This window comes from Shewanella xiamenensis (genome assembly GCF_014647135.1).
Lineage (GTDB): Bacteria > Pseudomonadota > Gammaproteobacteria > Enterobacterales > Shewanellaceae > Shewanella > Shewanella xiamenensis.
The window spans coordinates 1-23267 of the sequence record NZ_BMOP01000017.1 but is presented as its reverse complement, the minus strand read 5'-3'; the positions used below and the strand labels follow the sequence as shown (position 1 = coordinate 23267).

Below are 23267 nucleotides of genomic sequence, written 5' to 3'. Positions count from 1 at the left end.
TCTACTGGCCGACGGCAGATACGATGCGTATTTGCTTTTCATCGGGGATTTCTTGGTAAGAAATCACTCTGAGATTAGGAATAGTATATTTAACAAAGCGAGACAGGGTCGCACGTAACATACCAGACGTTAGCAAAATGGCAGGCTGTCCGACCATTTCTTGCTTTTGAGCGGCATCCGCTAAGGATTGTTGCATACGCTCCGCAAGACCTGGCTCGATATTGGGACCATCCCCACCCGTTGCTTGCATTGATTGATGCAACATCTGTTCCAACTCTGGCGCCAAAGTTATGACGGGGATTTCGAGTTCAGGGCCAGAGATCTCTTGAACGATCATGCGCTTCAATGCGATACGCACCGCCGCCGTTAACACTTCAGTATCGTTACTCTTAGTGCCGTATTCTAACAAAGTTTGCACTATGGTACGCAAGTCTCTGACAGAAACTCCTTCATTTAATAGGTTTTGCATCACTTTTACGACATTTCCGAGCGGCATCACATCAGGAATAAAGCCATCCACCAACTTAGGCGAGTGTTTAGCAAGCATATCCATCAGTTGTTGCACTTCTTCGTAGCCTAAAAGTTTTGCTGCATTATTCGTCAATATTTGGCTGATATGAGTTGCCACTACCGTCGCGGCATCCACTACCGTATACCCTAAGGTTTGGGCATGTTCACGCAGCTCAGGGGCAATCCACACGGCTTCTAGACCAAAGGCTGGATCACGGGTCTCAATGCCATCTAACTTACCGTACACTTGTCCCGGATTAATGGCGAGCTCGCAGTCATGGCGAATATCCGCCTCACCCACAACAACGCCCATAAGAGAAATACGATAGGCATTAGGCGAAAGGTCTAAATTGTCACGTATGTGAACCGCAGGAACCAAGAATCCCAATTCTTGCGAAAGCTTTTTACGTACGCCCTTGATCCGGCTGAGTAATTCTCCACCTTGACCTTTATCGACTAAGGGGATTAAACGGTAACCCACTTCAAGACCGATAGTGTCAACATGATGCACATCGTCCCAGCTAAGTTCCTTAGGCTCTCTTTCGGCTCTTTCCGTTGGGCCCGTTTTGACTTGTTCGAGGGCTTTGGCACGTTTAGCCTCATTACGTTTAAATATAAAATAAGCCGCACATCCCGTTAAAACGGCGAAACTTAAAAACGCCATGTGCGGCATCCCAGGCACAATCCCCATAACGAACAATACGCCAGCAGCAATCCCTAGCGATTTATGACTGTCAAACATCTGACTCATCAACATCTGACCCATATCGCCAGATTCATTTTGGCGAGTTACCATCAATGCCGCAGCAATTGACAGTAATAAGCCTGGGATTTGGGCGACTAACCCGTCACCTATTGTTAAGAGGGTATAAATTTCAACCGCTTGAGAGAATGTCAAACCATGCTGCACAATCCCGATAATAAAACCACCGAGAATGTTGATCACTAAAATCATGATACCCGCGATAGCATCGCCCTTAACGAACTTAGACGCACCGTCCATTGCGCCATAAAAGTCAGCTTCGCGGGTGACTTCAGCCCGCCTAGTTCTGGCTTGATCTTGATTAATGATGCCCGCATTTAAGTCAGCATCAATTGCCATTTGCTTACCGGGCATCGCATCCAAGGTAAAGCGAGCACTCACCTCAGCAATCCGGCCAGCACCTTTGGTAACAACAGCAAAGTTGATAATAATCAGAATGATAAATACAACTAGACCAACGGCATAGTTACCACCAATCACTACGGAGCCAAAGGCTTCAATGACCTTACCCGCCGCATCACCACCGTTGTGACCTTCGAGTAATACCACACGGGTCGATGCCACGTTAAGTGCAAGTCGAAGCAGTGTCGCAACTAATAAAACGGTTGGAAAGGCAGCAAAGTCTAAAGGTCTATCGGTATAAATCGCGACCAAAAGCACAATCAAGGCTAAAGCAATGTTAAAGGAAAATAAGATGTCGAGTAGAAACGGGGGAATTGGCAGTACAATCATCGCTAATGCTGCAAGCACTAGCGCTGGCGTACCAATGCCCTTAAAAGAGCTTAGCTTCAACTGTTTTACTTGGCCTAGGGAGGCTTTAACATCCATTCACAGATACCTAAACTTTGACGTATAACAGCCTAAAAGCAAAAAGCACGCCAACAACTGACAATCAGGTAGTGAAGCTAATATGTAGCTAGCTAACTTTACGTTAGAGCACTATTTACTCGTTACTAGGACTTGTTGACGTTTCGAGATTAGATTTTGTTCGCTCTGGCAAGCACGTGCTCGCGAAACGAGGAATGATGTTTATTCTACTCAAATGACGAGCGGCTCTTATGACAGAAAGTAAGAGCAAGGGCTTGCCAGACGAATCCTTCGGGCAGCATTTGGCTGCAAAAATAACCATAAAAGTCAACACGCCCTAGTACTTCAGATCTTCAGGAATAGGTTGATTAACGGGAATAGGGATAGGTTTGCGGCCACGCCCTTTTTGATACTGCCTTAACTGGAATACATAAGCGAGTACCTGTGCTACCGCGGTAAATAGACCTTCAGGGACTTGTTGATCAAGTTTCGTTGTATGGTAAATAGCCCGCGCAAGTGGTGGTGCAGTAACGATGGCTATATTATGCGCCCTTGCTACCTCACGAATTTTAAAGGCAACCTCATCGACACCCTTAGCAATCACAAAAGGTGCTGCAGAGCGCTTAACATCATATTTTATCGCCACTGCATAGTGCTCAGGGTTCACCACAATCACATCCGCATTGGGAACTTCGGCCATCATGCGTCGCTGCGCTAATTCACGCTGCATTTGGCGGACTCGCCCTTTGACCTCAGGTTTACCCTCGGTATCTTTATACTCGTCTTTAACCTCCTGCTTAGTCATTTTCAGCTGTTTATTATGGTTCCAGATCTGAAATGGCACATCGATCACTACAATGAATAATACGGAAGAGCAAAGTAGGATAAACATCCATACCAGTAAATCTAAGGCGTGGTAGACATTCCCAGGAAGATGATCGGCAGAAAGGAGTAAAATATCATTAAAGTAATGATTTAGAAGAAAATATGCCGCCAACGCAACAACAGAAAACTTAGCAATGCCCTTTGTTAATTCAACCAAGGCTTGCACACCAAACATCCGTTTAAAACCCGCAATCGGGTTCATTTTGCTGGCTTTAGGCATCATTGCTTGGGTAGAAAAATTCATTCCACCAAGGGACACGTTACCGATAAATGCCACCACCACAATCAGCAACATAATCTTAAGTAACGGCCAACCAATTTCGCCGCCGACAACGCCCCAGACATTAAACATTTGATTAGTATCAAAAATTGCAGCTCTATCCATGGTAAACACACGTTCAAACACATTGGAAAGTGCTTTTGCAATACCAGGGCCGAGCATATACAGTCCTGTTGCAGCCGAAAGCAGAACTGTGGCCGTACCTAATTCTTTGGAACGGGCAACCTGACCTTTTTCCCGCGCCTGTTCGAGGCGCCTCCCGGTGGGTTCCTCGCTGCGTTCGCCGCTACTTTCTTCAGCCATTACGCGTTCCTATCCGGTTAAAGTATGCCATCAGCTTGACACTGAAGCCCTAAAATATCACACAGCAAAAGCTGTGCCGATGACCATACTTCATCGAAATGAGCCATAACAGGAGTTAAGGTTAACCATAAAATTAACAATCCACCGATCATCGTAATCGGAAAACCAATCGAAAAAATGTTTAGCTGTGGTGCAGCGCGGGTCATAACCCCAAAGGATAAATTGACTACCAATAACGCGATAATTGCTGACAGCGACATAGTTAATGCCGCGCCAAACATATAAGACCCCCATTCCGCCAACGCGCGATAGCTGGTCAACGTTAATCCCACATTAGAAATCGGCAGTGTATCAAAACTGGCCACAAGCATACGGATCATCAACAGATGACCATCAACAGCTAAAAAAATTAAGGTTGCGAGCAACAGGAAGAAGTTACCAATCACTGGAGTTTGTTGTCCTGAACTCGGATCAACCATAGAGGCAAAACCTAAGCTGGTCTGCATGCCGATAATCTGACCCGTTAACACAAAGGTTTGCATCACCATTTGGGTCACAAAACCCATGGCAACACCAATAATAATTTGCTGCGCAGTAATAAAAACGGCGCTTAAGGAAAAGAGTTCTGCATCCTTAACGGGCGGCAACACGGGGGCTATTGCGAGGGTTATGGCAATAGCAAGAAGTAAACGCACACGAGTGGGAGTTGTTGCCGCGCCAAACACCACCATAACCATCAGCATACTGGCGACTCGAAACAGTGGCCACATATACGAAGCAATGGTTTGCATTAACGTATCAAGCAGCAACTCCATGGGATTAACCTACCACTTGAGGAATACGGTTAACCATTTCAATAAAGAAATCCATTAAGGTCTGTACTAACCAATGACCCATTAACATCAAAGCAAGCAATGTCACAATAAGTCGAGGTAAAAAACTTAAAGTTTGCTCGTTAATTGAGGTCGCAGCTTGGAATACCGCCACAATTAAGCCAATGCCGAGCCCAGGCAGAACAATAGCCGAAACCATCATCACAATAACGGCTAGAGCTTCGCGAAAAATATCGATTAGCGCTTCTGGCGTCATCTCAGTACTCCGCCTGTCTAACCAAAGCTATTGGCTAAGGTGCCCATCACAAGCCCCCAGCCATCAACAAGTACAAACAGCATAATTTTAAAGGGCAATGACACAATCATAGGCGAGAGCATCATCATCCCCATGGCCATTAAGATACTGGCAACCACTAAATCGAGTACTAAAAAAGGCACAAACAACATAAAACCAATTTGAAAGGCCGTTTTGAGCTCGCTGGTGATAAATGCAGGCACAAGCACACTCATTGGTGCTTCTTCGGGTGAATTAATATTCTGGTAACCCGAAATATCGATAAAGGTTTTGAGATCCGTGGTACGCACTTGCCCTAACATAAATGCCCGTAATGGCTCTTTGCCCTTATCGAAGGCCTGCTGCAGAGTAAGCTGTTCATCAATATAAGGTTTTACCCCTTGGTCATAAATTTTATCAAATACTGGCGCCATAATGAAAAAGGTCATAAACAGGCTCATACCGATTAAGACTTGGTTAGACGGTGTCTGCTGTAAACCAATCGCTTGGCGCAAAATGGAGAGTACCACAATGATGCGGGTAAAGGACGTCAACATAATGACCATGGCGGGTAAAAAACTCAGCGAAGTCATTAGCAATAGGATTTGCATGGTAACCGAATATTCGGTCGAACCATCGGCGGCGGTTTTTACGGTTACCGCAGGCAGTACACCATCGGCAGCGCCTACCGAGGTCGCAAACATCAGTGCACTGATCCCTGTAAAAGTGAGTATGTACTTCATCATTGTTTTAATTTCGCCTGCCGTAGCTTGTCCGCAAAAGATACGGACTCAATTTCGATAGGCTCAGCTAATTTATCAATTAAATTAACTTGTTGCCCACTCACGCCAAGTAAATACTGCTGTTCACCCACTTGAACTAAAACAAGGCGCTCTTTCTGACCAAGGGATGTTACTGCAAGGGTTTTCAGCACACTATGATTGGTTGGCACTAAATTAAATCGCCTTAGCAGGTAAGCTAAGGCGAAAATAAGCAATAGAACTAAAATAAGCCCACCGAGCATACTCGCCGCTGCTGCCATTTGTGATGGCTCAGTCACTTTTGCTGTCGCCACTGCACCTTGGGTGGCCACTTCAGCGACACTCGCCTGAGCTGCTGACGCAGCATTGAGAATTACCGATGTGCTCATCTCGCTCCTTCAGGCTTTTTCTTAATGAGTGATATTACTTAAGCTTTTTAATTCGCTCAGTCTGACTAATTACATCTGTTAAGCGAATACCAAATTTATCGTTTACCACCACCACTTCACCATGGGCGATAAGCGTGCCATTAACCATCACATCCAACGGTTCACCTGCAACTCTATCGAGCTCAACCACTGAACCTTGGTTCAGCTGTAACAGGTTACGGATACTGATGAAGCTGCGACCAACTTCCATCGAAATCGTCACAGGTATATCTAAAATGGTATCTAACTTAGCCGCTTCTGCCTTGCTAATCGGCTGTGAGTCATCCACTAGCTCATCAAGATCAACGGCATTAGCCTCTTCCAGAGCTTGTTCGGCCATCGCTGCTGCCCAATCATCATCTGTACTCATCTCACTCCACCTTTATAATTCTGATATGTCTCTAGCTTTGCCTTTACGCGTCACTAATTGTAATTCGGATTTGACCGTCTCAGGACGAGGGATTTTTTCGTAAATTTTAAGTGCTAGATTATCTCGTGAACGTCCCATTTTACAGCGGTAAGTCGGTAAGTCCTCAATTCTCATCATAATGTACTCTGGTAATTCAATAGGGATAATATCCCCAGCCTTAAAGTTCATTACATCTTTGAGTGTGAGTTCGTGCTCAACCACTGTGGCATCAAAGCCTACTTTAACGTCCATAATCTCGTCATGCAGCGCCTGCGACCAACGCATATCGGTATCTTGTTTATCACTCTGTACGCCCGCATCGAGTAATTCGCGGATTGGCTCAATCATCGAATATGGCATCGTGATGTGGAAATCACCGCCACCACCATCCACTTCGATATGGAAGGAGTTAATGACAACGACTTCAGTTGGACTGACAATGTTAGCCATCGCTGGGTTAACTTCGGAGTCTAGATAATCAAACTCCACATCCATCACGGGTGCCCAAGCATCTTTGTAGTCTTCAAAGATAATCTTAAGCAACAGCTGCACGATGCGACGTTCGGTTGGGGTAAATTCACGGCCTTCAATCTTGGCATGGAAACGGCCATCACCACCAAAAAAGTTATCCACCAAAATAAATACCAGTCGCGCTTCCATGGTAATCAGCGCAGTACCTTTTAGGGGGTGGAAACGTACCATGTTCAGACTGGTTGGGACGAATAGGGTATGTACGTACTCACCAAACTTGAGCATTTGCACGCCGTTGATCGACACTTCGGCCGCGCGACGCATCATGTTAAACATGCTGATCCGCAGGTGACGGGCAAAACGCTCATTAACAATTTCGAGCGTGGGCATACGACCACGCACAATCCGATCTTGGGAAGAAAAATCGTAGGAACGAGCCTCCTGCCCAGCGGCATCAAGCTCATCATCCTCTTCGACATCATCGACCCCGTGTAAGAGCGCATCAATTTCGTCTTGGCTTAATAAATCACTCACAGTATTGTCTTCGCCTCTTTAAGGTGCTGAAGATGAAAGGTTATTGCATGACAAAACCAGTAAAGAGCACTTTTTCAACGACTTTACGTCCCGTTACAGATTGCAACGTGTTTTGTACGCTCAACAGGGCTAATTGTCGTAATTCATCTTTACCCGCCTGTGTACTTAGCTTTTGCACATCGGCACCACTAAAAGTGGTTAGCAGCGCATCTTCAATCAATGGAATGTGCTTTTGGGTCAACACATCATCATCTTGACCTCTGACCATAAGTTGCACTTTGATTTCGACAAGTCGAGCGCGATCCGGTCCTGGAAGGTTAAATAAAAATGGGCGAGGCATCGGCACATAAGCTGCTAATGCTGGCTCAGCTGCCGGAGCAGCCGTTTCGGTTTTAGCACCTTCGGCCTCGACAGGAGCTTCTTCACTACTTCCAAGGAAAAACCAAAGCGCGCCACCAATTAATAGCGCAACAAAGACACCCACACCGATAAAAATAAATAGCTTCTTTTTACTTTTTGGTGCTTCAGTACTTTCAAGTTCTAGTGATTCTTCCTTGGCCATTTTCTGTTCTCTTTAATAGGCTAAATTTGGGAATGGGATTAAGGCTCAGTTTATAATCCACTTTGTTACTATAGGTTACCTGCTTAAGCGTAATAATCTATACCCGAATTTAAACTAGTTGCTTGATTTAAACCTAAATCGAGTTCTTCTGCCGAGAAATCATCCACATTTCCACCACTTGAACCGCCACTGTCTGCAAATCCTCCCTCACGGCGTTGTCCTTGGTCACCTTGAGAGACGTGACTGTCAGCGAGCTGCATGCCTTGTTCTTGTAATAATTCACGTAAACGAGGAATCGCTTGCTCAACCACATCGCGGGTCTGCGCCTGAGCAACATGGAATTGCACTTGCGTCTGCTCACCATGAACTTGTATTTTCACTATCATATGTCCAAGTTCGGGTGGATCTAGGCGAATTTCGGCCTGTTGAATACCTTGGCTTACCATAGTCACCAACTGCTGTTTCATCACAGGAGAAAAGCGCTGGATCATTTCCTGCATCTGATTTTGGTTTTCAACGCCTTGACGTAAGGAAAGATGAACCTGTGGTATCTCTTGGCGTTGAATTTGCTGGTTAACTAAAGAGTGTTGTATCGATACCGCTTTAAAATCAACAGGCTTAAATTCTGTAACAGATTCTTCATGGCCAGTATCGAGCGAAGATAAAGCGTTTTCTTGCCGCGAATCCAGTGTGACGGCTAACTTGGCATCTTTTAACAATAATCCTGCCGAAATTTCGGCGCGTGAAGGATTGTCGTCAATAGCATTAGGCTCAACCGAAACCGCCCCTAAGGTATTAAGCTCTTTAGTCGCCGAGTTTGATATCACAGCATCAGCATCGGTAACTGACACATTAGCTGTATTGATTGACGGTGACTGTCCAACCGTTGGCGCAGTCGTTTTATCTGTTGATGGGAGCGACAGATTTATCGACTTATTGCTTAGTTCAACCTCTTTCGCCTCTAACTTGTTAGCTTCAGAGATAGATTCCCCTTCAATCGGTAAAATGGGGGTTTCTGGCGGTTTAACCCATTTTTCAGTTCGCATCTCTGCAAGCATTGATGCATCATCGGCTATCAGCGTATCGTCAGTCGAGGTGCCAGTCTTATCCACAGTTTCAGTATTCGCCGTTGCAATCAAACCTACAGTATTAATAGGGGGTGCCTGCCTAGGTGCAATATCTTGCAGAGAGGAGGCTATATTTTCTTGATCACCAGATATCTCATCTTGCTGAAATCCCAATGGTTGATTTTGTGGTAATTGTTGCAGATGCTCGACCACATTAGCTTGATCTAAAACTTGTTCACCTATTGTTTCATCTAATGAGTCATTCGTTAAGGTAACTTCATTTGACTGTGCAAATTTCGCTAGTTCATCTAAAAAAGTTGGCTTGATAGTCTCTTCCGTTGGTAAAGCGCCATCCTCTGTTGCAGGAGCTAAGATGCTAGCGGCATCTTCTGTCGTTAATTGAGCTTCAAGCGGCAAAGAGTCGCTCGGAGCGGCCGCTTTTTTCATCTCGTTTGCCATGCCTATTTGAGCAAAAATCAAGCTAATATCAGCTTCATCATCTGCACTAGTATCATCAATATCTGTTTTCTGTTTTGTCGATTTGACAGAAACATCTGGAGAAACATTGGTGTTAGTCGAGGATGAGCTAATAGATGTCACTGAAGCCAAAGCGGCAGAAAAGTCTTCACTATTAGCATCTTGCCCCAATATTTTACTTGAGCCAGCACTATTTTTCGCATTAGATACTAATAGGATATTGTTCATTTGTTGCATAAAAGCTCCTAAACATCCGCCCAGAGGAAAAAGAGCGTGGGCAAACGTCAATTTATACGGCTTTGGCTATATCTGGCATAAATCAAGCAAATAAAATGCCAACAAATGGATATTAAAAATTCGAGTATTATTGACTGTCGGATTGGTTAATTACTTCTTACGACGGAAAAATTGCTGCGAAGCAAATTCATCCGTCATTTTTTGCTCTTTTTTGAGCTCAATGGCTTGGCGCTTTTTCTCTTTATTTTCTAACAGTAGTTCTACAGCCTTACGTTTTTTTTGTTTTTCTAGCCAGTGCTGCTGACGGTAGTGTTTCTGCTTTTCACCATCGGCTACAACACGATTTTGCTGAGCAATAGCCTCATCGATTTGCCGAATAAAACGATGGAATTGGTGATAATGACTCGCACTGATGGCCTGCCCCTGCTGCGACTGCATCTGCTTCATATAATCCAAGCGATAGTTATTTAGCGCATCAAGCTGATTTTGGCGCTTTTGGCACTCAAGTTGTGCCGACTTTAGCAGCAGCGCAGCCTGTTCCTCAGCATCGAGGGCTAACTTTAATACGAGTAATAGGGGATCGGCATTCGCCATAACGGCCTCAATTATTTACATTGCGCAGCGAGTTGCCCGAGCATCATTTGGCTATCAGCAAAACTAAAGGCATCACGCATGGTTTGCCGCAGAAAAGCGTTCATTGCAGGTTGTAGACGTATCGCATTATCAATACGAGGATCGCTTCCTTGTGCATAAGCGCCAATCGAAATCAGATCCTTATTCTGCTGATAAAGGGAATAGGTTTGCTTGACGCGGCGCATGGCCTCAAGATGTTCATTGGAAATCACCATAGGTGCCACACGGCTAATAGAAGCCTCAATATCAATGGCAGGATAGTGCCCAGAATCAGCAAGCGATCGTGACAGCACAATATGACCATCGAGGATCGCCCGAGAAGCATCAGCAATTGGGTCCTGTTGATCATCACCCTCGGTCAGCACAGTATAAAATGCGGTGATAGAACCTTGTCCTGGCCCGCCATTACCCGCCCGTTCAACCAGACGCGGCAATTTAGCAAATACCGACGGTGGATAGCCTTTAGTGGCTGGAGGTTCACCGACAGCCAAGGCAATCTCACGCTGCGCTTGGGCGTAACGAGTCAGACTATCCATTAATAACAATACGTTATAGCCTAAATCACGAAAATATTCAGCGATACGAGTCGAGGTTTCACAGGCGCGAAGGCGCATCAGCGGTGAAGTATCGGCGGGTGCCGCCACCACAACAGAACGCGCTCTACCCTTTTCACCTAGGATTTCTTCAATAAATTCTTTAACTTCGCGGCCACGCTCCCCCACTAACCCCACCACAATAATATCGGCCGTTGTACCTCGGGTCATCATACCTAACAGCACACTCTTACCCACACCGGAGCCCGCAAACAAGCCCATACGTTGTCCCTTGCCAACAGTTAGCATGGCATTGATGGCGCGTACGCCCACATCGAGTGGTTCAGTGATCGCACGGCGAGAAAGTGGGTTGATGGCGTTACTGTGTCTTGGCGCCTGCTGTTCGGTAGATAACGCGCCGAGGCCGTCTAACGGCACACCATTACCGTCGAGCACGCGCCCTAACAGGGATAAGCCCACATTCAGACCCGCCTGCTCTCCAAGGGGAACAACCCGCGCACCAGGTAACACGCCACGCAGCTCTTCAATTGGCATGAGATATAATAATTCATCATCAAAACCAACGACTTCGGCAATTAACTCTCCAGCCATGGTCTCAATAGAACACAAACTACCGACGGGTGCTCGACAGCCACTCGCTTCTAAGGTTAAGCCGACCACGCGCACCAATTGCCCACAGGCAACGGCGCGAAATGGTGGCACTTTATTGATGCAATGATTCAGTTTATTCAGCAGTTGATGGCGGCGATTGTGCATCTTGCTCTCCATCAGCTTGCGGTTGTGTTAACAGTTCATTATCGTCCAGTGTCGATTTAGGGACGATTTTAGCGGCATTTTCGTCATCAAGTGCAGCTTGTCGCTGTTGTTGCTGTAACGCTAAGTGAGATTGCTGATTACGCAGTGATTCAAACACAGCATCAATCCGTGAGGAAAGGGTTAAATCGACCAACGAGCGTTGGCTACTGATAATACAATCCCCCACCGTTAAGCTAGGATCGGCCTCTAATTGCCACTGATTACGGTTCAATTGGGTACTGGAATATAAGGTTTCAACCAAGGCAACATCATCGGAATGCATGCGAATACTGACGCTTTGCTCCTTGATTGGCAGAGATTCGACCCCTAAACGTAGCGCCGACAGGATTTGTTCTGGATGAGTTTTAAGTTCATGACCAATCACAGATTTAGCCAGCGCCATAGTGAGTGTCATTAAGGAATGTTCAATATCGCCATCGAGTATTTGCAATGGCTTTTCAAATTGGCTTAACAGCCCTTCGAAGCGTCTGACTAATGCCTTGGCTTCAGCAAGCCCAGCCTCAAGCCCTTGCTCATGACCTTGGGCTAGGCCCTCGGTATGGCCTTGCTCTAAACCTTCAAGTCTGCCCTGCTCCAGTCCTTCGGCATAACCTTGTGTCTTACCTTCGTTAAAGCCTTCTTCTTCGGCTTGAGCGCGAATATCTTCAATTTCCGCCATGGTGGGTGGCGCAATAGTTTCGGCGGCCACCGCCTTCGGCGCTTGCTGCGGCGAATAACCAAAGAGGTTTGAAATACTCACCTCTTCGGTTTGGGTCACATCGGGCAATTGCCAATGGCTAAACTCAAGCTCAGCGTCGCTGACCACCCTGTGGGACAATTTATTGTCGCTATTGTCGCTCCGATTAGAGGAACTCATCGCCACCACCGCCGCCTAACATGATTTCACCACTGTCACTTAACCGACGTGCAATTGACAGAATTTCTTTTTGGGCGATTTCCACTTCGCTGATCCGAATTGGGCCCATGGCTTCTAAATCGTCACGCAGCAATTCGGCTGCCCGTTTAGACATATTGCCTAAAATCTTATCTTTGAGCTGATCGTCTGCGCCCTTCAGCGCCTTCATCAATACATCCTGCTGCACTTCACGCAGCAAGGTTTGAATACCACGATCGTCCACATCGATAAGGTTTTCAAATACAAACATTAAGTCTTGGATTTGCTGCGCCATTTCCTCGTCGGTTTCGCGCATGGTTTCCATCAACTGACTTTCAACACCCGTATCGAGGTAGTTCATAATGTTGGCTGCCGCTTTTAGGCCGCCCATTTTCGCCGCTTGCGCACCACCTTGGCCGGCGAATTGTTTCTCCATGATGTCGTTTAATTCTTGCAATGCTGCAGGTTGCACTTCTTCAAGATTGGCGATACGCATCATTAAGTCTAAGCGGGTATTCTCAGGGAACTGGCCGAAAATTTCTGCGGCTTGATCTGGCTCTAAATACGATAAAACAATGGTTTGGATCTGTGGATGTTCGTTTTGGATGATAGTCGCGACTTGGCGCGCATCCATCCATTTGAGGGAATCCAAACCTTTGGCGCCGCTGCCCATGATAATTTGTTCAATCAAATTACCGGCTTTGTCTTCACCTAGAGCCGCCGTTAACGCCTTACGAACGAACTCTTCGCTGTTAAAGCCAATGGAAGAATACTTTTGAATATCATCGAGAAACAGCTTATGTACCCCGATGACTTTTTCCTGCCCAAAGTCTTCCATGGCCGCCATCGCCATACCGACCTTTTGCACTTGTTTAGGTTCTAAGTGCTTTAAAATAGAGGCGGCATCGGCTTCACTCAAACTTAACAGTAAAATCGCCGTTTTTTCGATGCCACTGAGATCCTTAATATTGAAACTTGAGGTTTCAGCGGCGTCTTTTGATTTATTCTCAGCCATTGTCTTGTAACCAGTTTTTCACGACTTGGGTTGAAAGCTCGGGCTCATTGGCCACAAGCGCACGGATAGCTTTAATCATATCATCATCTTTATGCAGATTAGGGATAAGAATTGAGCCATCGTCGGCATAACTATACTCTGCTTCTTTGGTATTGAGCATCCCTAAGGTGTCAGCAGCATATTGATCCTCAATCTCGGCGAGCTCATTACCCAATCTTGCATCGTCTGGCATGTTAACGCTATCAGGATAGATTAAGCGTTTGAGCATTGGGCGCACCACAGCAAGGATCAGCACTAAAATCACTAGGGCACCGATACCTAACTTAACCGCACGCCAGAACCAAGGTTGCTCCCAAAGTTCAGGGGCTGGCACATCTTCAACCAATTGATCCATAAAGGGAACAGTGACTACCTCTAAAACATCACCCCGCTGCGCGCTAAAGCCTACCGCGCCTTCCAGTAAACGGCGGATATTGGTTAATTCTTGCTCGGTACGGGCAACGCGTGCCACTTGGCCATTTTCACCCGCAGCGCCCGGTTTAAAGTCCACCGCAACTGACACACTCACGCGGCGCACTACGCCAATTTGCTGACGGGTATGGCTGATGGTGGTGTCTAATTCAAAATTACGAGTGGCTTCGCGATGCGAGTTACCTGCGGTAACACTTTCGGTAGCTTTATCAGCCTCCTGAGGAATATTAGATTCCATCGGAGGTTGGTTCGATAATGCGCCAGGGATCCCCCCGCTCGAACCACCAGTAGAGTTATTCTCGACCGTCATTTCACTGCGTAGTGACGGTAAATCTGGATTAAACCGTTTGGCCGTTTGTTCAACGGCGGTGAAATCCATGCTCACGTCCACTTGGGAGGTGAAATTATCAGGCCCGAGAATAGGCGATAAAATCGAATCAATCTTGGTGCGGTATTCGGTTTCTTTTTGCTGTACCAACTCAAGCTCACGACGAGCTCTAGCAGAAACACCATCTTGGCTACCGGAGTTTAGTAAGCGACCATTAGAATCGGTTACCGTGACGCGAGAAGGCTCTAATCCCTGCACCGCAGAAGCGACGATATCAACAATGGCATCAACTTCACCTTGGCCTAAGCCACCACGGCGAGTGTTAATTACAACTGTTGCACTTGGCTGAGAAGTATTACGGGCAAATACGTTTTCTTTTGGGAGTGCCAAAATCACTTTAGCGCGGCTTACGCTTTGTAACTGTTCAATCGCGCGGGCAAGGTTTTCTTCTTGGCTATGCTTGAGGCGAGCCTGTTCCATTCTTTGGCTCACACCAAAACCACTGTCTTGGGTAAGAAAGTCTTGGGTCGATGCAGCAGGACTATTAACCCCTGCACGGCTAAGCATCATTTTGACTTCTTGGTATTTATCTTCTGGCACTTTAACAACATCAACTTCGATCTGATATTTGATCTTGTTTTTATCAAGTACATCGAGTACTTGCACCATTTCCTGAGTTTCCATTTTACCTAATGGACGATACTCAGGTTCTTGTGCCCAGATCATGACAAACACGGCTAACGCCAAACAAATGGCGAGGGCTAAAATCATGGTGATTTGACGCATCATATCGACGCCACCGAGACTCCCCAGCACGCCGGATTTATTTTCCTGTTGGACCCCTTGGTCCATTACGCCGGCATTCGATCCGACAATCATTTCTGTGCTCACGATTCGTACCTGCTAATTGCGTTATTCAAGGCCTAAACAGGCATGCTCATTATTTCTTTATAAGCTTCAACGAGCTTATTGCGCACTTGGACAGTGGCTTCAAAGGCAACACTGGCCTTTTCGCGGGCGATAACAGTATCAGACAAGCTCACGGTGGTATCACCCATTTCTAAGCGAGTCGCGAGGTTAGATGAGGTTGACTGCAAACCACTCACATTACCAATGGCTTGTGAAAGTAGCTGGCCAAAGTCAGCACCACTGGTGTTATTCACTTGCTGCACAATATTATTAGGTGAAATCCCAAAAGAGGGTTTGATTTCACCTTGAAGTGACTGCATTTCTTGCAGTAATGAATTCGCGCCAATTTGCATGTCGTGCTCCCCATCGTCGAGTTATTGACGATTAAACTCTCAAGATAACGAGGATATGCAAAACTACGGCCAAGTTTTTACTCAGCCGTGTTAAAAAGAATTGAGGGAGTCGTCAGATATGAAATTGCCAAAGGGTAACCAGTGGCAATGGTGCTAGAAAGGTTGCAAAACTCGACTTAGTTAGGCAATTGAATCCCCATATCGCGCATTCTGGCCATCTTGTATCTTAAGGTGCGTGCGCTGATCCCAAGTTTTTCGGCAACCAACTTACGGCTGCCTTGGCATTGCGCTAGGGTTTCGAGAATGATCACATGTTCCTGCGCCTTTAACTCTTCACCTAACCCCTCTGGCTCACTGCAATATTCAGCATCATCGGATGATAACGGCACATCTTGAGCATCAATAATAATGTCATTGGCAGTAATCACCGTACCTGATCGCAAAATCAAGGCTCGCTGCACAACGTTATCGAGCTCTCGCACATTACCTGGCCAGCGATGGCCAAGTAAACGGCGGCATGCGGCCTCATCAAATTCGGGTACGTCGATGATACTCAGTGCCTTTGCGTGTTTTGTGAGTAAATGCCGAGCTAAGGGTAAAATATCCGCAGGGCGTTGATTCAGTGCAGGCCACGTCAGTGGAAACACGTTAATACGATAATAGAGATCTTCCCGGAATTGCCCTGCGGCAACCACGGCTTTTAAATCACGATTTGAGGTTGCCAGCACTCTCACATCCAGCTTGATGGTTTTACGGCCGCCTAACCGCTCTACTTCACGCTCTTGCAATACGCGCAGCAGTTTGGCCTGTAACCCTAAATCCATCTCTGAAATTTCATCGAGTAATAAAGTTCCGCCCTGTGCTTGTTCGAATTTACCGGGGCATGCCTGATAAGCACCGGTAAAGGCGCCCTTTTCATAACCAAATAAGGTCGCCTCGAGCATATTCTCGGGGATGGCCGCACAGTTGATGGCCACAAATGCTTGGTCGGCACGGCTGCTATGTTGATGAATATAACGGGCTAATACTTCTTTACCCGAGCCGCTTGGCCCAAGGATCATCACAGAAGCATCGGATGCTGCCACCCGCTGTGCCAGAGACAAGAGCGCAAGACTCTTTTCATCGGCAACTACAGGTTGATCGCTATTTTGTTTGAGTGGTAAATAGCGGGAAACTTGATTGAGCAATACTTCTGGAGCAAAGGGTTTAGCCAAATAATCGACGGCGCCCAATTTAATTGCACTGACAGCACTACCAATGGTGGCATATGCCGTCATCAGCAACACTGGCAGCTTGGGGTGATGTTGCTGTAAGTAATTTAATAAGCCTAAGCCGCCAATGCCCTGCATCTGCACATCGCTGATCACTAAGTCAAACTGATGTTGCTTCAATGCGATAATGGCTTCCTCGCCGGAGGCCACATCGATGCAGTCGTATTGCGCCAACATTAAAGTATCGAGCAAAGCCTCACGCAGGGACGCATCGTCTTCGACTAAGAGTAATTTGGCTTCAGACATAGGGTTTCTCCAGCGGCAATACTGCAGCCGATTTCGCCTGCGGGAAGGTTAGCGACACAGTACAACCTTTATTAGGCATACAACTCAATTGGATTTGTCCGCCATGATTGCGAACCACTGACTGCACAACGGCTAAGCCTAAACCTGTCCCCTGAGCTTTAGTGGTAAAGAAAGGTTCCAGCACTTTTTGCTGCATTTTGGCATCCAATCCTTTGCCATTATCGATGACATTGAGATGTAACTGTTCATTGCTATCATTAGCAACGATTTGGATCTGCGTTGCCCCTGCTTCAAGACTGTTCATCACCAGATTATTCACGGCTGAACTGAGCGCGTTCACATTCGCCAGCATTAAACCGTTGGACGCATTGGTGACAGTCAATGCTGCGCCGCGCTGAGCCACAATCGGCTCACAGTTCGCAATGACAGTATTGATCACCTCATCAAGGTTAACTAACTCACCCAATTCATCCTGCCGCCCTTTGGCCATCAGCAGCATATCGTTAACTTGGCGTTCAAGCTCATTGAGTCTATCCACTAACTTCTGCTGAAATTTTGCCTTAGCAGATTCCGATAGTTTAGGACTGGCCAGATTCGCAGCATAGAGCAGTGCCGCCGACAGTGGCGTACGCACTTGATGCGCCAGCGTCGCGACCATTTTGCCGAGGGCTGACAGACGCTGCAGATGGGAAAGATTCTTTTGCAGTAGACGAGTTTCGGTTAGATCCGTCAGCACAATTAATTGGCCTGGTTCGGGCGTTAATGGGGTAATCGCAAATTTGACTCGGCGGCCATTGCGTAATGAGACTTCATGACCATCATCATCCTGTGGCGCAAACGCCGTATGGATCACATCAATCCAGCGGGCGCCACATAACGGCTGCTCCAGCAATTCCACGGCAACAGGGTTTGCATCAGTAACAATACCGTCACCGTTCAAAATCACCACGCCAGAGGGCATAGCCTGTAAAATATGCTCCATCCGATTGGACATATTGGCGGCCTCACGCAGTTGGTTCCATTGTTTGCTAGTGTGCTTGAATGTTTCAAGTTGCGCTAGTGGATGGGCTGACATAGTCACTCCGTCAAAAAATTGCTTCTGACGGAGTGTTTGCAGATTCTATGCCAAATTAAGAAATGAATTTAGATAGGTAAAACAATAAGATAAACAACGTGAATATGACTATTCTTTCGTCATTCCGTACTTACGCATTTTTTCAACCAAAGTAGTACGACGAATACCGAGCATTTCTGCAGCACGCGCAACCACGTTATCCTGCTGCTCTAACGCCTGACGAATCATATCGATTTCAAGCTCTGCCAGCAGATCCTTGAGGTTAACGCCTTCAGGTGGTAACTCACTGGGGAAACGCGTTTCAGGAATTTCTACTGGCTCTTCGCTGGTGAAAATCGAAGCGAGCGCATCACGTTCTTGCTGCTCTTCACTGAGTTCGACACTATACTCAGGCACATCAATATGACGATACTTTATCGGTAAGTCGTTCACATCGACCAAACCGCCCGGATATAAAATCGTTAGGCGTTCAACAAGGTTAGATAATTCCCGGACGTTACCCGACCAAGCGTGTTCTTTTAACGATTCAATCGCACGTTGGGTAAAGCGAACTTTGCCACGTCCTTCGTTATAGACTCGGCTTACCAACTCTTGCAACAGCAGAGGAACGTCATCCTTGCGGTCGCTTAGCGCAGGCATCTCAATCGGGAAAACGTTGAGGCGGTAATAAAGATCTTCACGGAACTCGTTGCTGGTGATCATGCTTTCGAGATCTCTGTGGGTTGCAGCGACAACACGCACATCAGCATTGATCGTCTTAGTGCCACCGACACGCTCGAATACGCGCTCCTGCAGCACACGCAGCAATTTTACCTGCATTTGCAAAGGCATGTCGCCAATTTCATCGAGGAACAGCGTGCCACCTTCGGCAAGTTCGAAACGGCCCTTTCGAGAACTAATTGCCCCAGTAAAAGAGCCCTTTTCATGGCCAAATAATTCACTCTCCAATAACTCAGGCGGAATCGCGCCACAGTTAACCGGAATAAAAGGACCATCTCGGCGCTCAGATAAATAATGAATGTTCCGAGCAACCACTTCCTTACCCGTCCCCGACTGACCCAGGACTAATACAGTGGCATCAGAGGTGGCGACTTGGCTAATCAAGTGACGCACATTGGCAATGCCTTCACTACGACCCACTAAACTACGGAATAGTTTGGTTTGATTCGCACTGGTTGGTACTTGCGGACGTTTAACCTGACCATACACTTGGCAAAAATGGAGCAGTTCAGTGAGTTGCGGATAGTTTAATGGCTCTTCGATTTGACCAAGCACATTCGATACTTGCAGATCACCGACGTTGCCGAACAATAAAATAGGTTGCCATGGGTACTGATTAGCGAGTGATTTCAATGCCTCTACAGACATATTGTCTGTCGTCAGCACTAAGGCACGATAACGGGTATCTTGGAGACAAGAGCTCAACTTTTCGGCGGAGATGATTTCAATCTGCTCACCTAAAAATTCAAAAATGCAACACAGGCGACTTAAGCGCTCTGATGGGGTTCCGACAAGTAAAATTCGTTGATCTGTTTGCATCATTCAGTAGGCCGTAAAGCGCTAATTAGGTATCAATTCGCATTAATTATTTATGATTAGTTGCTGTAAAAGCTTAACAAATTCAATGTAACAATCTGTGCCACCATCACTACTGTGATGAATATTGTATTATCAGCAGTCGAGAAGCAAGCCTCGAATGCCGATTCTGCCAAACTGAATTGATTTTAGTTCATTTATCCCATGATTCTAGTCAATTATGTCAATAAATTGACGAAAGCCAAAAAAAAGACGCACTCAGTGCGTCCTTTTTCCTGTTGATCTATAACACAATTAACGAGCTTCTGAATGGGAAGAGATATTGTGTTTATCCGCAGGAATTGCATCCCAACCTTCTTTGATGGTACGCAAAATATCGCACACATCATCAATCGCTTTTACATCATTGTTCAGGTTAGCTTCAGTGATTTTTCGCAGCATAAAATCGTAAAGATCGCTGAGATTCTTTGCAATTTGTCCACCTGCTTCCATGTTTAGACTGCTATTTAATCCCGTAATAATACCAACAGCCTTACTAATATAAATACCTTTACTCGCTAAATCATTTTGTTCAATGGCATAACGGCTTTGCGCAAGGCGTTGCAGAGCACCAGCAAACATCAATTGAATAATACGATGTGGCGACGCAACTCCAATCTCACTGTCTAATGAAACCTTACGATATGATTGCAGTGACCCTCTCATAAACACCTACCTGTCTAAATCTATTGCCTTGTATACATTAATTTGACGTTTATTTCGGTTTGCCATTTGCAACAACACTTGACGTTCTGACTGTACAATTTTCGATTTTTCTATCAATTCATTAGTTAAATCAAATTGTTTCTCTAGATAAACTCGACATTCTTCTGTCGGTTCGACTGCGAGTGTATTAAGCAAAACCTGACGTCGCTCAACTTGCTCAAGCAATTTTGATACCAAATCATCAGAGGCCTCATCTTCAGCAGCAATTTTTTCCAACAGTTGAAGTGTTTCCAATAATTCGGAATTTAGTTCATCTAGCTGTTCCACATTATCCCCTTAACCTCATTCGAGTAACTACTTAGCAACAGCTCCAGGAAGTGAGTTTAATCTATCAGCTAAGCCTGAGCTCTGTTGATTGAGGCTTCCAACCACTAAATCCATTTTATTAAACTGCTTTGTCAATCGTGCAGTAAGCTGCTCCATCTTAAGTGAGAAAGCTTCCCTTTGTTCATCAAGTCGTTTTTGCTGGTTTGTATAAGCATTCTGACGACTCGCGATTAAGCCATCGCTCTTTACATAGCCATTCGCCAATTTATCAAGTCTATTCGCTAAGCCCGTATCTTTAGTCGCAAACAATGACTCAATACTCGACATATCTTCAGAAATCATTTTATCGAGTTTTGTATCGTCGATAGATAACTTACCATATTTATCAGTCTTGATACCGATATCATATAAAGCAATATCACCTGTTGCAGTACTTACTCGCTCACTGATCATATTGCGAAGTTGTGATTCAATCGACCGTATCATTGAATCACCCTGTAAAGCGGATGCCGTTTTTTTGTCTTTGTCATAAGAAGACATTTTATCAATTGCAGTATTCAAACTGTTGAATGCATCTACAAAGGCTTTGACATTTTCTTTAACAGCATCATTGTCTTGTTCAATTTTTAGCGTTGAAGTTTTAGTTACATCAGCATCTGTTAAATTGATCGTAACACCAGTTATGGCCCCTTTGACTTCATTGCTTTGTGAGGTGACTTTCTGATCATCAATATAAACAATTGCATTCTTAGCAGCTTGCAATGTCGATAAATTGCTGGCTCCAAACATATCATTTAAACCAGTTCCGGAGGTGTCATTTGCAGTAACACTGATTTGATTATCTTCACCAGTCTTATTTGAACTAAACACAAGGCGGCTACCCGCATCACTGGTAATGACTGTTGCGGTAACAGCATTATTACCAGATGCATCATTCACCTTTTTAGCGATTTCATCGAGAGAGTCTGTTGCAGCTACAGACACTGAAAATGAGCTGCCATTGATGGCAAAATCTAATGTCCCTTCACCTACCCCCAGAGTTCGGTCCGTAACGTTTGTTCCTGCAACTTTATGATTAACCGCTAATTGCTCAACTTTAATACCATAAGAGCCGGGTTTGGCCGTTTTATCAGCGGTCACATTGATAAACTTACTATCACCTGTTGTCACCTTACGCTGGTTTAGTGCATCGCCAGATTGGAGCTTCTTAAGCGCATCTTGGAATTTGGATAATTCACTTTTTAGCGTACCAATTGCCGAAACTTTAGCTTTGATTGCATCTTCAGTTTTATTAAAGATTGCTTCTTTGGGAGCCTTTTCGGCATTAACTAATACCGTTACGATATTGCTGATATCAAGGCCTGAACCCATGCCTGTAGCCGTTAATGCCATAATAATGTCCTCAACTTAAGTATTTGCTTAAAACTCAAAGCTAAGCTTCAGTTTTCATCAATAAACCTGTTACTTCTGATAGTTTCTCAGCAAGTGCCAATGCTTCTTCGCTAGGCATTTGTCTGATGACATCTCCAGTATCTTTGTCTAAAACCGTCACGACTGCTTGACCCGAATTTTCATCAACTTTAAATGAGAGCCCTTTTCGCATCATAGACATCATATCCGACAATTCTGTCGCAACTTGCGTAAGTTTACTCGGATCTTGCTCATTATCAGATGTTTTTTGCTCCGAAACTTGCTCAGCAACAGAGGCAATACTCCTATCTTTTAATTCAACCTCACCTACTACAGGCTCCTTCGCAGGTGCTTGTGGAGTATCGGTTCTATTGTGAACCATAGTAGGTAAACTTGCTATATTGATGTCCATAGCGATACCTCATCAATTAGGTGCTCTCTTACAAGCCCCCTAAACATTCGACCATATTAATGCAGCAAAGGGAGATCCGTCACCGAACCTCCCTTATCAGTTTGCACCGTAAAAACTATATTACAGTAATGACAAGGCAACTTGAGGTAACTGGTTCGCTTGAGCCAGCATTGCTGAACCTGTTTGTTGCAATACTTGGTTCTTCGTCATTTGCGAAGTCTCTTTCGCAAAGTCCACATCTACAATACGACTCTTCGCATCGGCCACGTTAGCTTGAGTGTTAGCACTGTTGCTAATGTTGTGAGCTAAACGGTTTTGTGTTGCACCTAACTTAGCGCGCTGGGTGTCAATCGCTTTGATTGCATCATCAATTGCACCTGTTGCAGTAGAAGCTAGTACGTCAGTAGATAATGCTAATGCATTAATACCCAAACTTGACGCATCTGTAGCAGAAATCGAGATAGAGATATTCTCGCCTTCTTGATGGCCTACTTGGAAGTTTTTCGCATTGAAAGCACTTGTTAGCAGCTTAGTATCACCGAATGCAGTAGTGTTAGAAATTGCTGTGATTTCTAATGCTAATTGATCGATCTCAGCTTGTAATGCATCACGGTCACTAGTAGAGTTTGCACCGTTTACCGCTTGAACCGACAGGTCACGCATACGCTGTAACATGTTGGTCTGCTCTTGCATCGCGCCTTCTGCGATTTGTGCCACTGAAATACCATCGT

At 45.5% G+C, this 23267-nt stretch carries 24 protein-coding genes; all 24 read right to left on the bottom strand.

The genetic code is table 11. The features are described from left to right. Position 1: 1 nt before the first annotated feature. Positions 2 to 2101 (bottom strand): flagellar biosynthesis protein FlhA, encoded by a 2100-nt coding sequence (gene flhA / locus IEY09_RS14375; protein WP_037420379.1) that lies wholly within the window; start codon positions 2099 to 2101, stop codon positions 2 to 4. Between the two features lie 316 nt (positions 2102 to 2417). Continuing rightward, positions 2418 to 3548 carry a flagellar biosynthesis protein FlhB gene (flhB, locus tag IEY09_RS14370; RefSeq protein ID WP_188871582.1) on the bottom strand — a complete coding sequence of 377 codons (1131 nt, stop codon included), beginning with the start codon at positions 3546 to 3548 and terminating at the stop codon, positions 2418 to 2420. 17 nt (positions 3549 to 3565) lie between these two features. After that, positions 3566 to 4363, bottom strand: coding sequence for a flagellar biosynthetic protein FliR (fliR, locus tag IEY09_RS14365; RefSeq protein ID WP_037420371.1), 798 nt, complete (start codon positions 4361 to 4363; stop codon positions 3566 to 3568). Between the two features lie 4 nt (positions 4364 to 4367). Continuing rightward, the gene (gene fliQ, locus IEY09_RS14360) at positions 4368 to 4637 is read right to left on the bottom strand and encodes a flagellar biosynthesis protein FliQ (RefSeq protein WP_037420368.1); all 270 of its coding nucleotides are present in this window, start codon (positions 4635 to 4637) and stop codon (positions 4368 to 4370) included. Between the two features lie 17 nt (positions 4638 to 4654). Next, the gene (gene fliP, locus IEY09_RS14355) at positions 4655 to 5401 is read right to left on the bottom strand and encodes a flagellar type III secretion system pore protein FliP (protein WP_069453228.1); all 747 of its coding nucleotides are present in this window, start codon (positions 5399 to 5401) and stop codon (positions 4655 to 4657) included. Further along, entirely contained in the window at positions 5398 to 5805 is a 408-nt protein-coding gene (gene fliO / locus IEY09_RS14350; RefSeq protein WP_037424769.1) for a flagellar biosynthetic protein FliO, read from the bottom strand. The genes fliP and fliO overlap by 4 nt, the downstream gene beginning before the upstream one ends. A 34-nt stretch (positions 5806 to 5839) precedes the next feature. After that, the gene (fliN, locus tag IEY09_RS14345) at positions 5840 to 6214 is read right to left on the bottom strand and encodes a flagellar motor switch protein FliN (protein WP_037420360.1); all 375 of its coding nucleotides are present in this window, start codon (positions 6212 to 6214) and stop codon (positions 5840 to 5842) included. A gap of 12 nt (positions 6215 to 6226) precedes the next feature. Then, positions 6227 to 7258: a flagellar motor switch protein FliM gene (gene fliM / locus IEY09_RS14340; protein WP_037420356.1), complete on the bottom strand. Its 1032-nt coding sequence runs from the start codon at positions 7256 to 7258 to the stop codon at positions 6227 to 6229. Positions 7259 to 7298: 40 nt separating this feature from the next. Next, entirely contained in the window at positions 7299 to 7820 is a 522-nt protein-coding gene (fliL, locus tag IEY09_RS14335) for a flagellar basal body-associated protein FliL (RefSeq protein WP_037420354.1), read from the bottom strand. A gap of 83 nt (positions 7821 to 7903) precedes the next feature. Next, positions 7904 to 9601 (bottom strand): flagellar hook-length control protein FliK, encoded by a 1698-nt coding sequence (locus IEY09_RS14330; RefSeq protein ID WP_188871580.1) that lies wholly within the window; start codon positions 9599 to 9601, stop codon positions 7904 to 7906. Positions 9602 to 9751: 150 nt separating this feature from the next. Next, entirely contained in the window at positions 9752 to 10195 is a 444-nt protein-coding gene (gene fliJ / locus IEY09_RS14325) for a flagellar export protein FliJ (protein WP_037420348.1), read from the bottom strand. 11 nt (positions 10196 to 10206) lie between these two features. Then, positions 10207 to 11544, bottom strand: a complete 1338-nt coding sequence (gene fliI / locus IEY09_RS14320; RefSeq protein ID WP_037420345.1) for a flagellar protein export ATPase FliI — start codon at positions 11542 to 11544, stop codon at positions 10207 to 10209. After that, positions 11513 to 12460, bottom strand: coding sequence for a flagellar assembly protein FliH (gene fliH / locus IEY09_RS14315; RefSeq protein ID WP_188871579.1), 948 nt, complete (start codon positions 12458 to 12460; stop codon positions 11513 to 11515). The genes fliI and fliH overlap by 32 nt, the downstream gene beginning before the upstream one ends. Further along, on the bottom strand, positions 12447 to 13493 hold the full coding sequence (gene fliG, locus IEY09_RS14310; protein WP_011716417.1) for a flagellar motor switch protein FliG: 1047 nt from the start codon (positions 13491 to 13493) through the stop codon (positions 12447 to 12449). Before fliG ends, fliH begins: the two co-directional genes overlap by 14 nt. Then, positions 13486 to 15171 (bottom strand): flagellar basal-body MS-ring/collar protein FliF, encoded by a 1686-nt coding sequence (fliF, locus tag IEY09_RS14305; RefSeq protein WP_037420337.1) that lies wholly within the window; start codon positions 15169 to 15171, stop codon positions 13486 to 13488. Before fliF ends, fliG begins: the two co-directional genes overlap by 8 nt. Positions 15172 to 15215: 44 nt before the next feature. Next, a complete protein-coding gene (gene fliE / locus IEY09_RS14300; RefSeq protein WP_011625692.1) occupies positions 15216 to 15554 on the bottom strand; it encodes a flagellar hook-basal body complex protein FliE in 339 nt (112 codons plus the stop codon). Between the two features lie 176 nt (positions 15555 to 15730). Then, the gene (locus IEY09_RS14295; protein ID WP_037420334.1) at positions 15731 to 17071 is read right to left on the bottom strand and encodes a sigma-54-dependent transcriptional regulator; all 1341 of its coding nucleotides are present in this window, start codon (positions 17069 to 17071) and stop codon (positions 15731 to 15733) included. Continuing rightward, positions 17064 to 18146 (bottom strand): sensor histidine kinase, encoded by a 1083-nt coding sequence (locus IEY09_RS14290; RefSeq protein WP_188871577.1) that lies wholly within the window; start codon positions 18144 to 18146, stop codon positions 17064 to 17066. The genes IEY09_RS14295 and IEY09_RS14290 overlap by 8 nt, the downstream gene beginning before the upstream one ends. Before the next feature lie 108 nt (positions 18147 to 18254). Further along, a complete protein-coding gene (locus IEY09_RS14285) occupies positions 18255 to 19688 on the bottom strand; it encodes a sigma-54 dependent transcriptional regulator (RefSeq protein WP_188871575.1) in 1434 nt (477 codons plus the stop codon). Positions 19689 to 19976: 288 nt separating this feature from the next. After that, positions 19977 to 20387: a flagellar export chaperone FliS gene (fliS, locus tag IEY09_RS14280; protein WP_188871573.1), complete on the bottom strand. Its 411-nt coding sequence runs from the start codon at positions 20385 to 20387 to the stop codon at positions 19977 to 19979. Positions 20388 to 20393: 6 nt separating this feature from the next. Then, on the bottom strand, positions 20394 to 20714 hold the full coding sequence (locus tag IEY09_RS14275) for a flagella biosynthesis chaperone for FliD, FliT (protein ID WP_188871571.1): 321 nt from the start codon (positions 20712 to 20714) through the stop codon (positions 20394 to 20396). Positions 20715 to 20741: 27 nt separating this feature from the next. After that, a complete protein-coding gene (gene fliD / locus IEY09_RS14270; protein WP_188871569.1) occupies positions 20742 to 22106 on the bottom strand; it encodes a flagellar filament capping protein FliD in 1365 nt (454 codons plus the stop codon). Between the two features lie 40 nt (positions 22107 to 22146). Further along, complete coding sequence (locus IEY09_RS14265; protein WP_188871567.1) at positions 22147 to 22536, bottom strand: flagellar protein FlaG; 390 nt, start codon at positions 22534 to 22536, stop codon at positions 22147 to 22149. Positions 22537 to 22656: 120 nt separating this feature from the next. Further along, the coding region (locus tag IEY09_RS14260) for a flagellin (protein WP_188871565.1) at positions 22657 to 23267 on the bottom strand (611 nt) is incomplete at its 5' end.

Excerpts from the sequence above, each read along its gene's own strand:
- flhB (WP_188871582.1), bottom strand. The coding sequence starts at position 3,548 with ATGGCTGAAGAAAGTAGCGGCGAACGCAGCGAGGAACCCACCGGGAGG.
- fliI (WP_037420345.1), bottom strand. The coding sequence starts at position 11,544 with ATGCACAATCGCCGCCATCAACTGCTGAATAAACTGAATCATTGCATC.
- IEY09_RS14285 (WP_188871575.1), bottom strand. The coding sequence starts at position 19,688 with ATGATGCAAACAGATCAACGAATTTTACTTGTCGGAACCCCATCAGAG.
- fliE (WP_011625692.1), bottom strand. The coding sequence starts at position 15,554 with ATGCAAATTGGCGCGAATTCATTACTGCAAGAAATGCAGTCACTTCAA.
- fliS (WP_188871573.1), bottom strand. The coding sequence starts at position 20,387 with ATGAGAGGGTCACTGCAATCATATCGTAAGGTTTCATTAGACAGTGAG.
- fliJ (WP_037420348.1), bottom strand. The coding sequence starts at position 10,195 with ATGGCGAATGCCGATCCCCTATTACTCGTATTAAAGTTAGCCCTCGAT.
- fliO (WP_037424769.1), bottom strand. The coding sequence starts at position 5,805 with ATGAGCACATCGGTAATTCTCAATGCTGCGTCAGCAGCTCAGGCGAGT.
- IEY09_RS14330 (WP_188871580.1), bottom strand. The coding sequence starts at position 9,601 with ATGCAACAAATGAACAATATCCTATTAGTATCTAATGCGAAAAATAGT.
- fliD (WP_188871569.1), bottom strand. The coding sequence starts at position 22,106 with ATGGCATTAACGGCTACAGGCATGGGTTCAGGCCTTGATATCAGCAAT.
- IEY09_RS14290 (WP_188871577.1), bottom strand. The coding sequence starts at position 18,146 with ATGTCAGCCCATCCACTAGCGCAACTTGAAACATTCAAGCACACTAGC.
- flhA (WP_037420379.1), bottom strand. The coding sequence starts at position 2,101 with ATGGATGTTAAAGCCTCCCTAGGCCAAGTAAAACAGTTGAAGCTAAGC.
- IEY09_RS14295 (WP_037420334.1), bottom strand. The coding sequence starts at position 17,071 with ATGTCTGAAGCCAAATTACTCTTAGTCGAAGACGATGCGTCCCTGCGT.
- fliG (WP_011716417.1), bottom strand. The coding sequence starts at position 13,493 with ATGGCTGAGAATAAATCAAAAGACGCCGCTGAAACCTCAAGTTTCAAT.
- fliP (WP_069453228.1), bottom strand. The coding sequence starts at position 5,401 with ATGATGAAGTACATACTCACTTTTACAGGGATCAGTGCACTGATGTTT.
- IEY09_RS14265 (WP_188871567.1), bottom strand. The coding sequence starts at position 22,536 with ATGGACATCAATATAGCAAGTTTACCTACTATGGTTCACAATAGAACC.
- fliN (WP_037420360.1), bottom strand. The coding sequence starts at position 6,214 with ATGAGTACAGATGATGATTGGGCAGCAGCGATGGCCGAACAAGCTCTG.
- fliF (WP_037420337.1), bottom strand. The coding sequence starts at position 15,171 with ATGATTGTCGGATCGAATGCCGGCGTAATGGACCAAGGGGTCCAACAG.
- fliQ (WP_037420368.1), bottom strand. The coding sequence starts at position 4,637 with ATGACGCCAGAAGCGCTAATCGATATTTTTCGCGAAGCTCTAGCCGTT.
- fliL (WP_037420354.1), bottom strand. The coding sequence starts at position 7,820 with ATGGCCAAGGAAGAATCACTAGAACTTGAAAGTACTGAAGCACCAAAA.
- fliR (WP_037420371.1), bottom strand. The coding sequence starts at position 4,363 with ATGGAGTTGCTGCTTGATACGTTAATGCAAACCATTGCTTCGTATATG.
- fliH (WP_188871579.1), bottom strand. The coding sequence starts at position 12,460 with ATGAGTTCCTCTAATCGGAGCGACAATAGCGACAATAAATTGTCCCAC.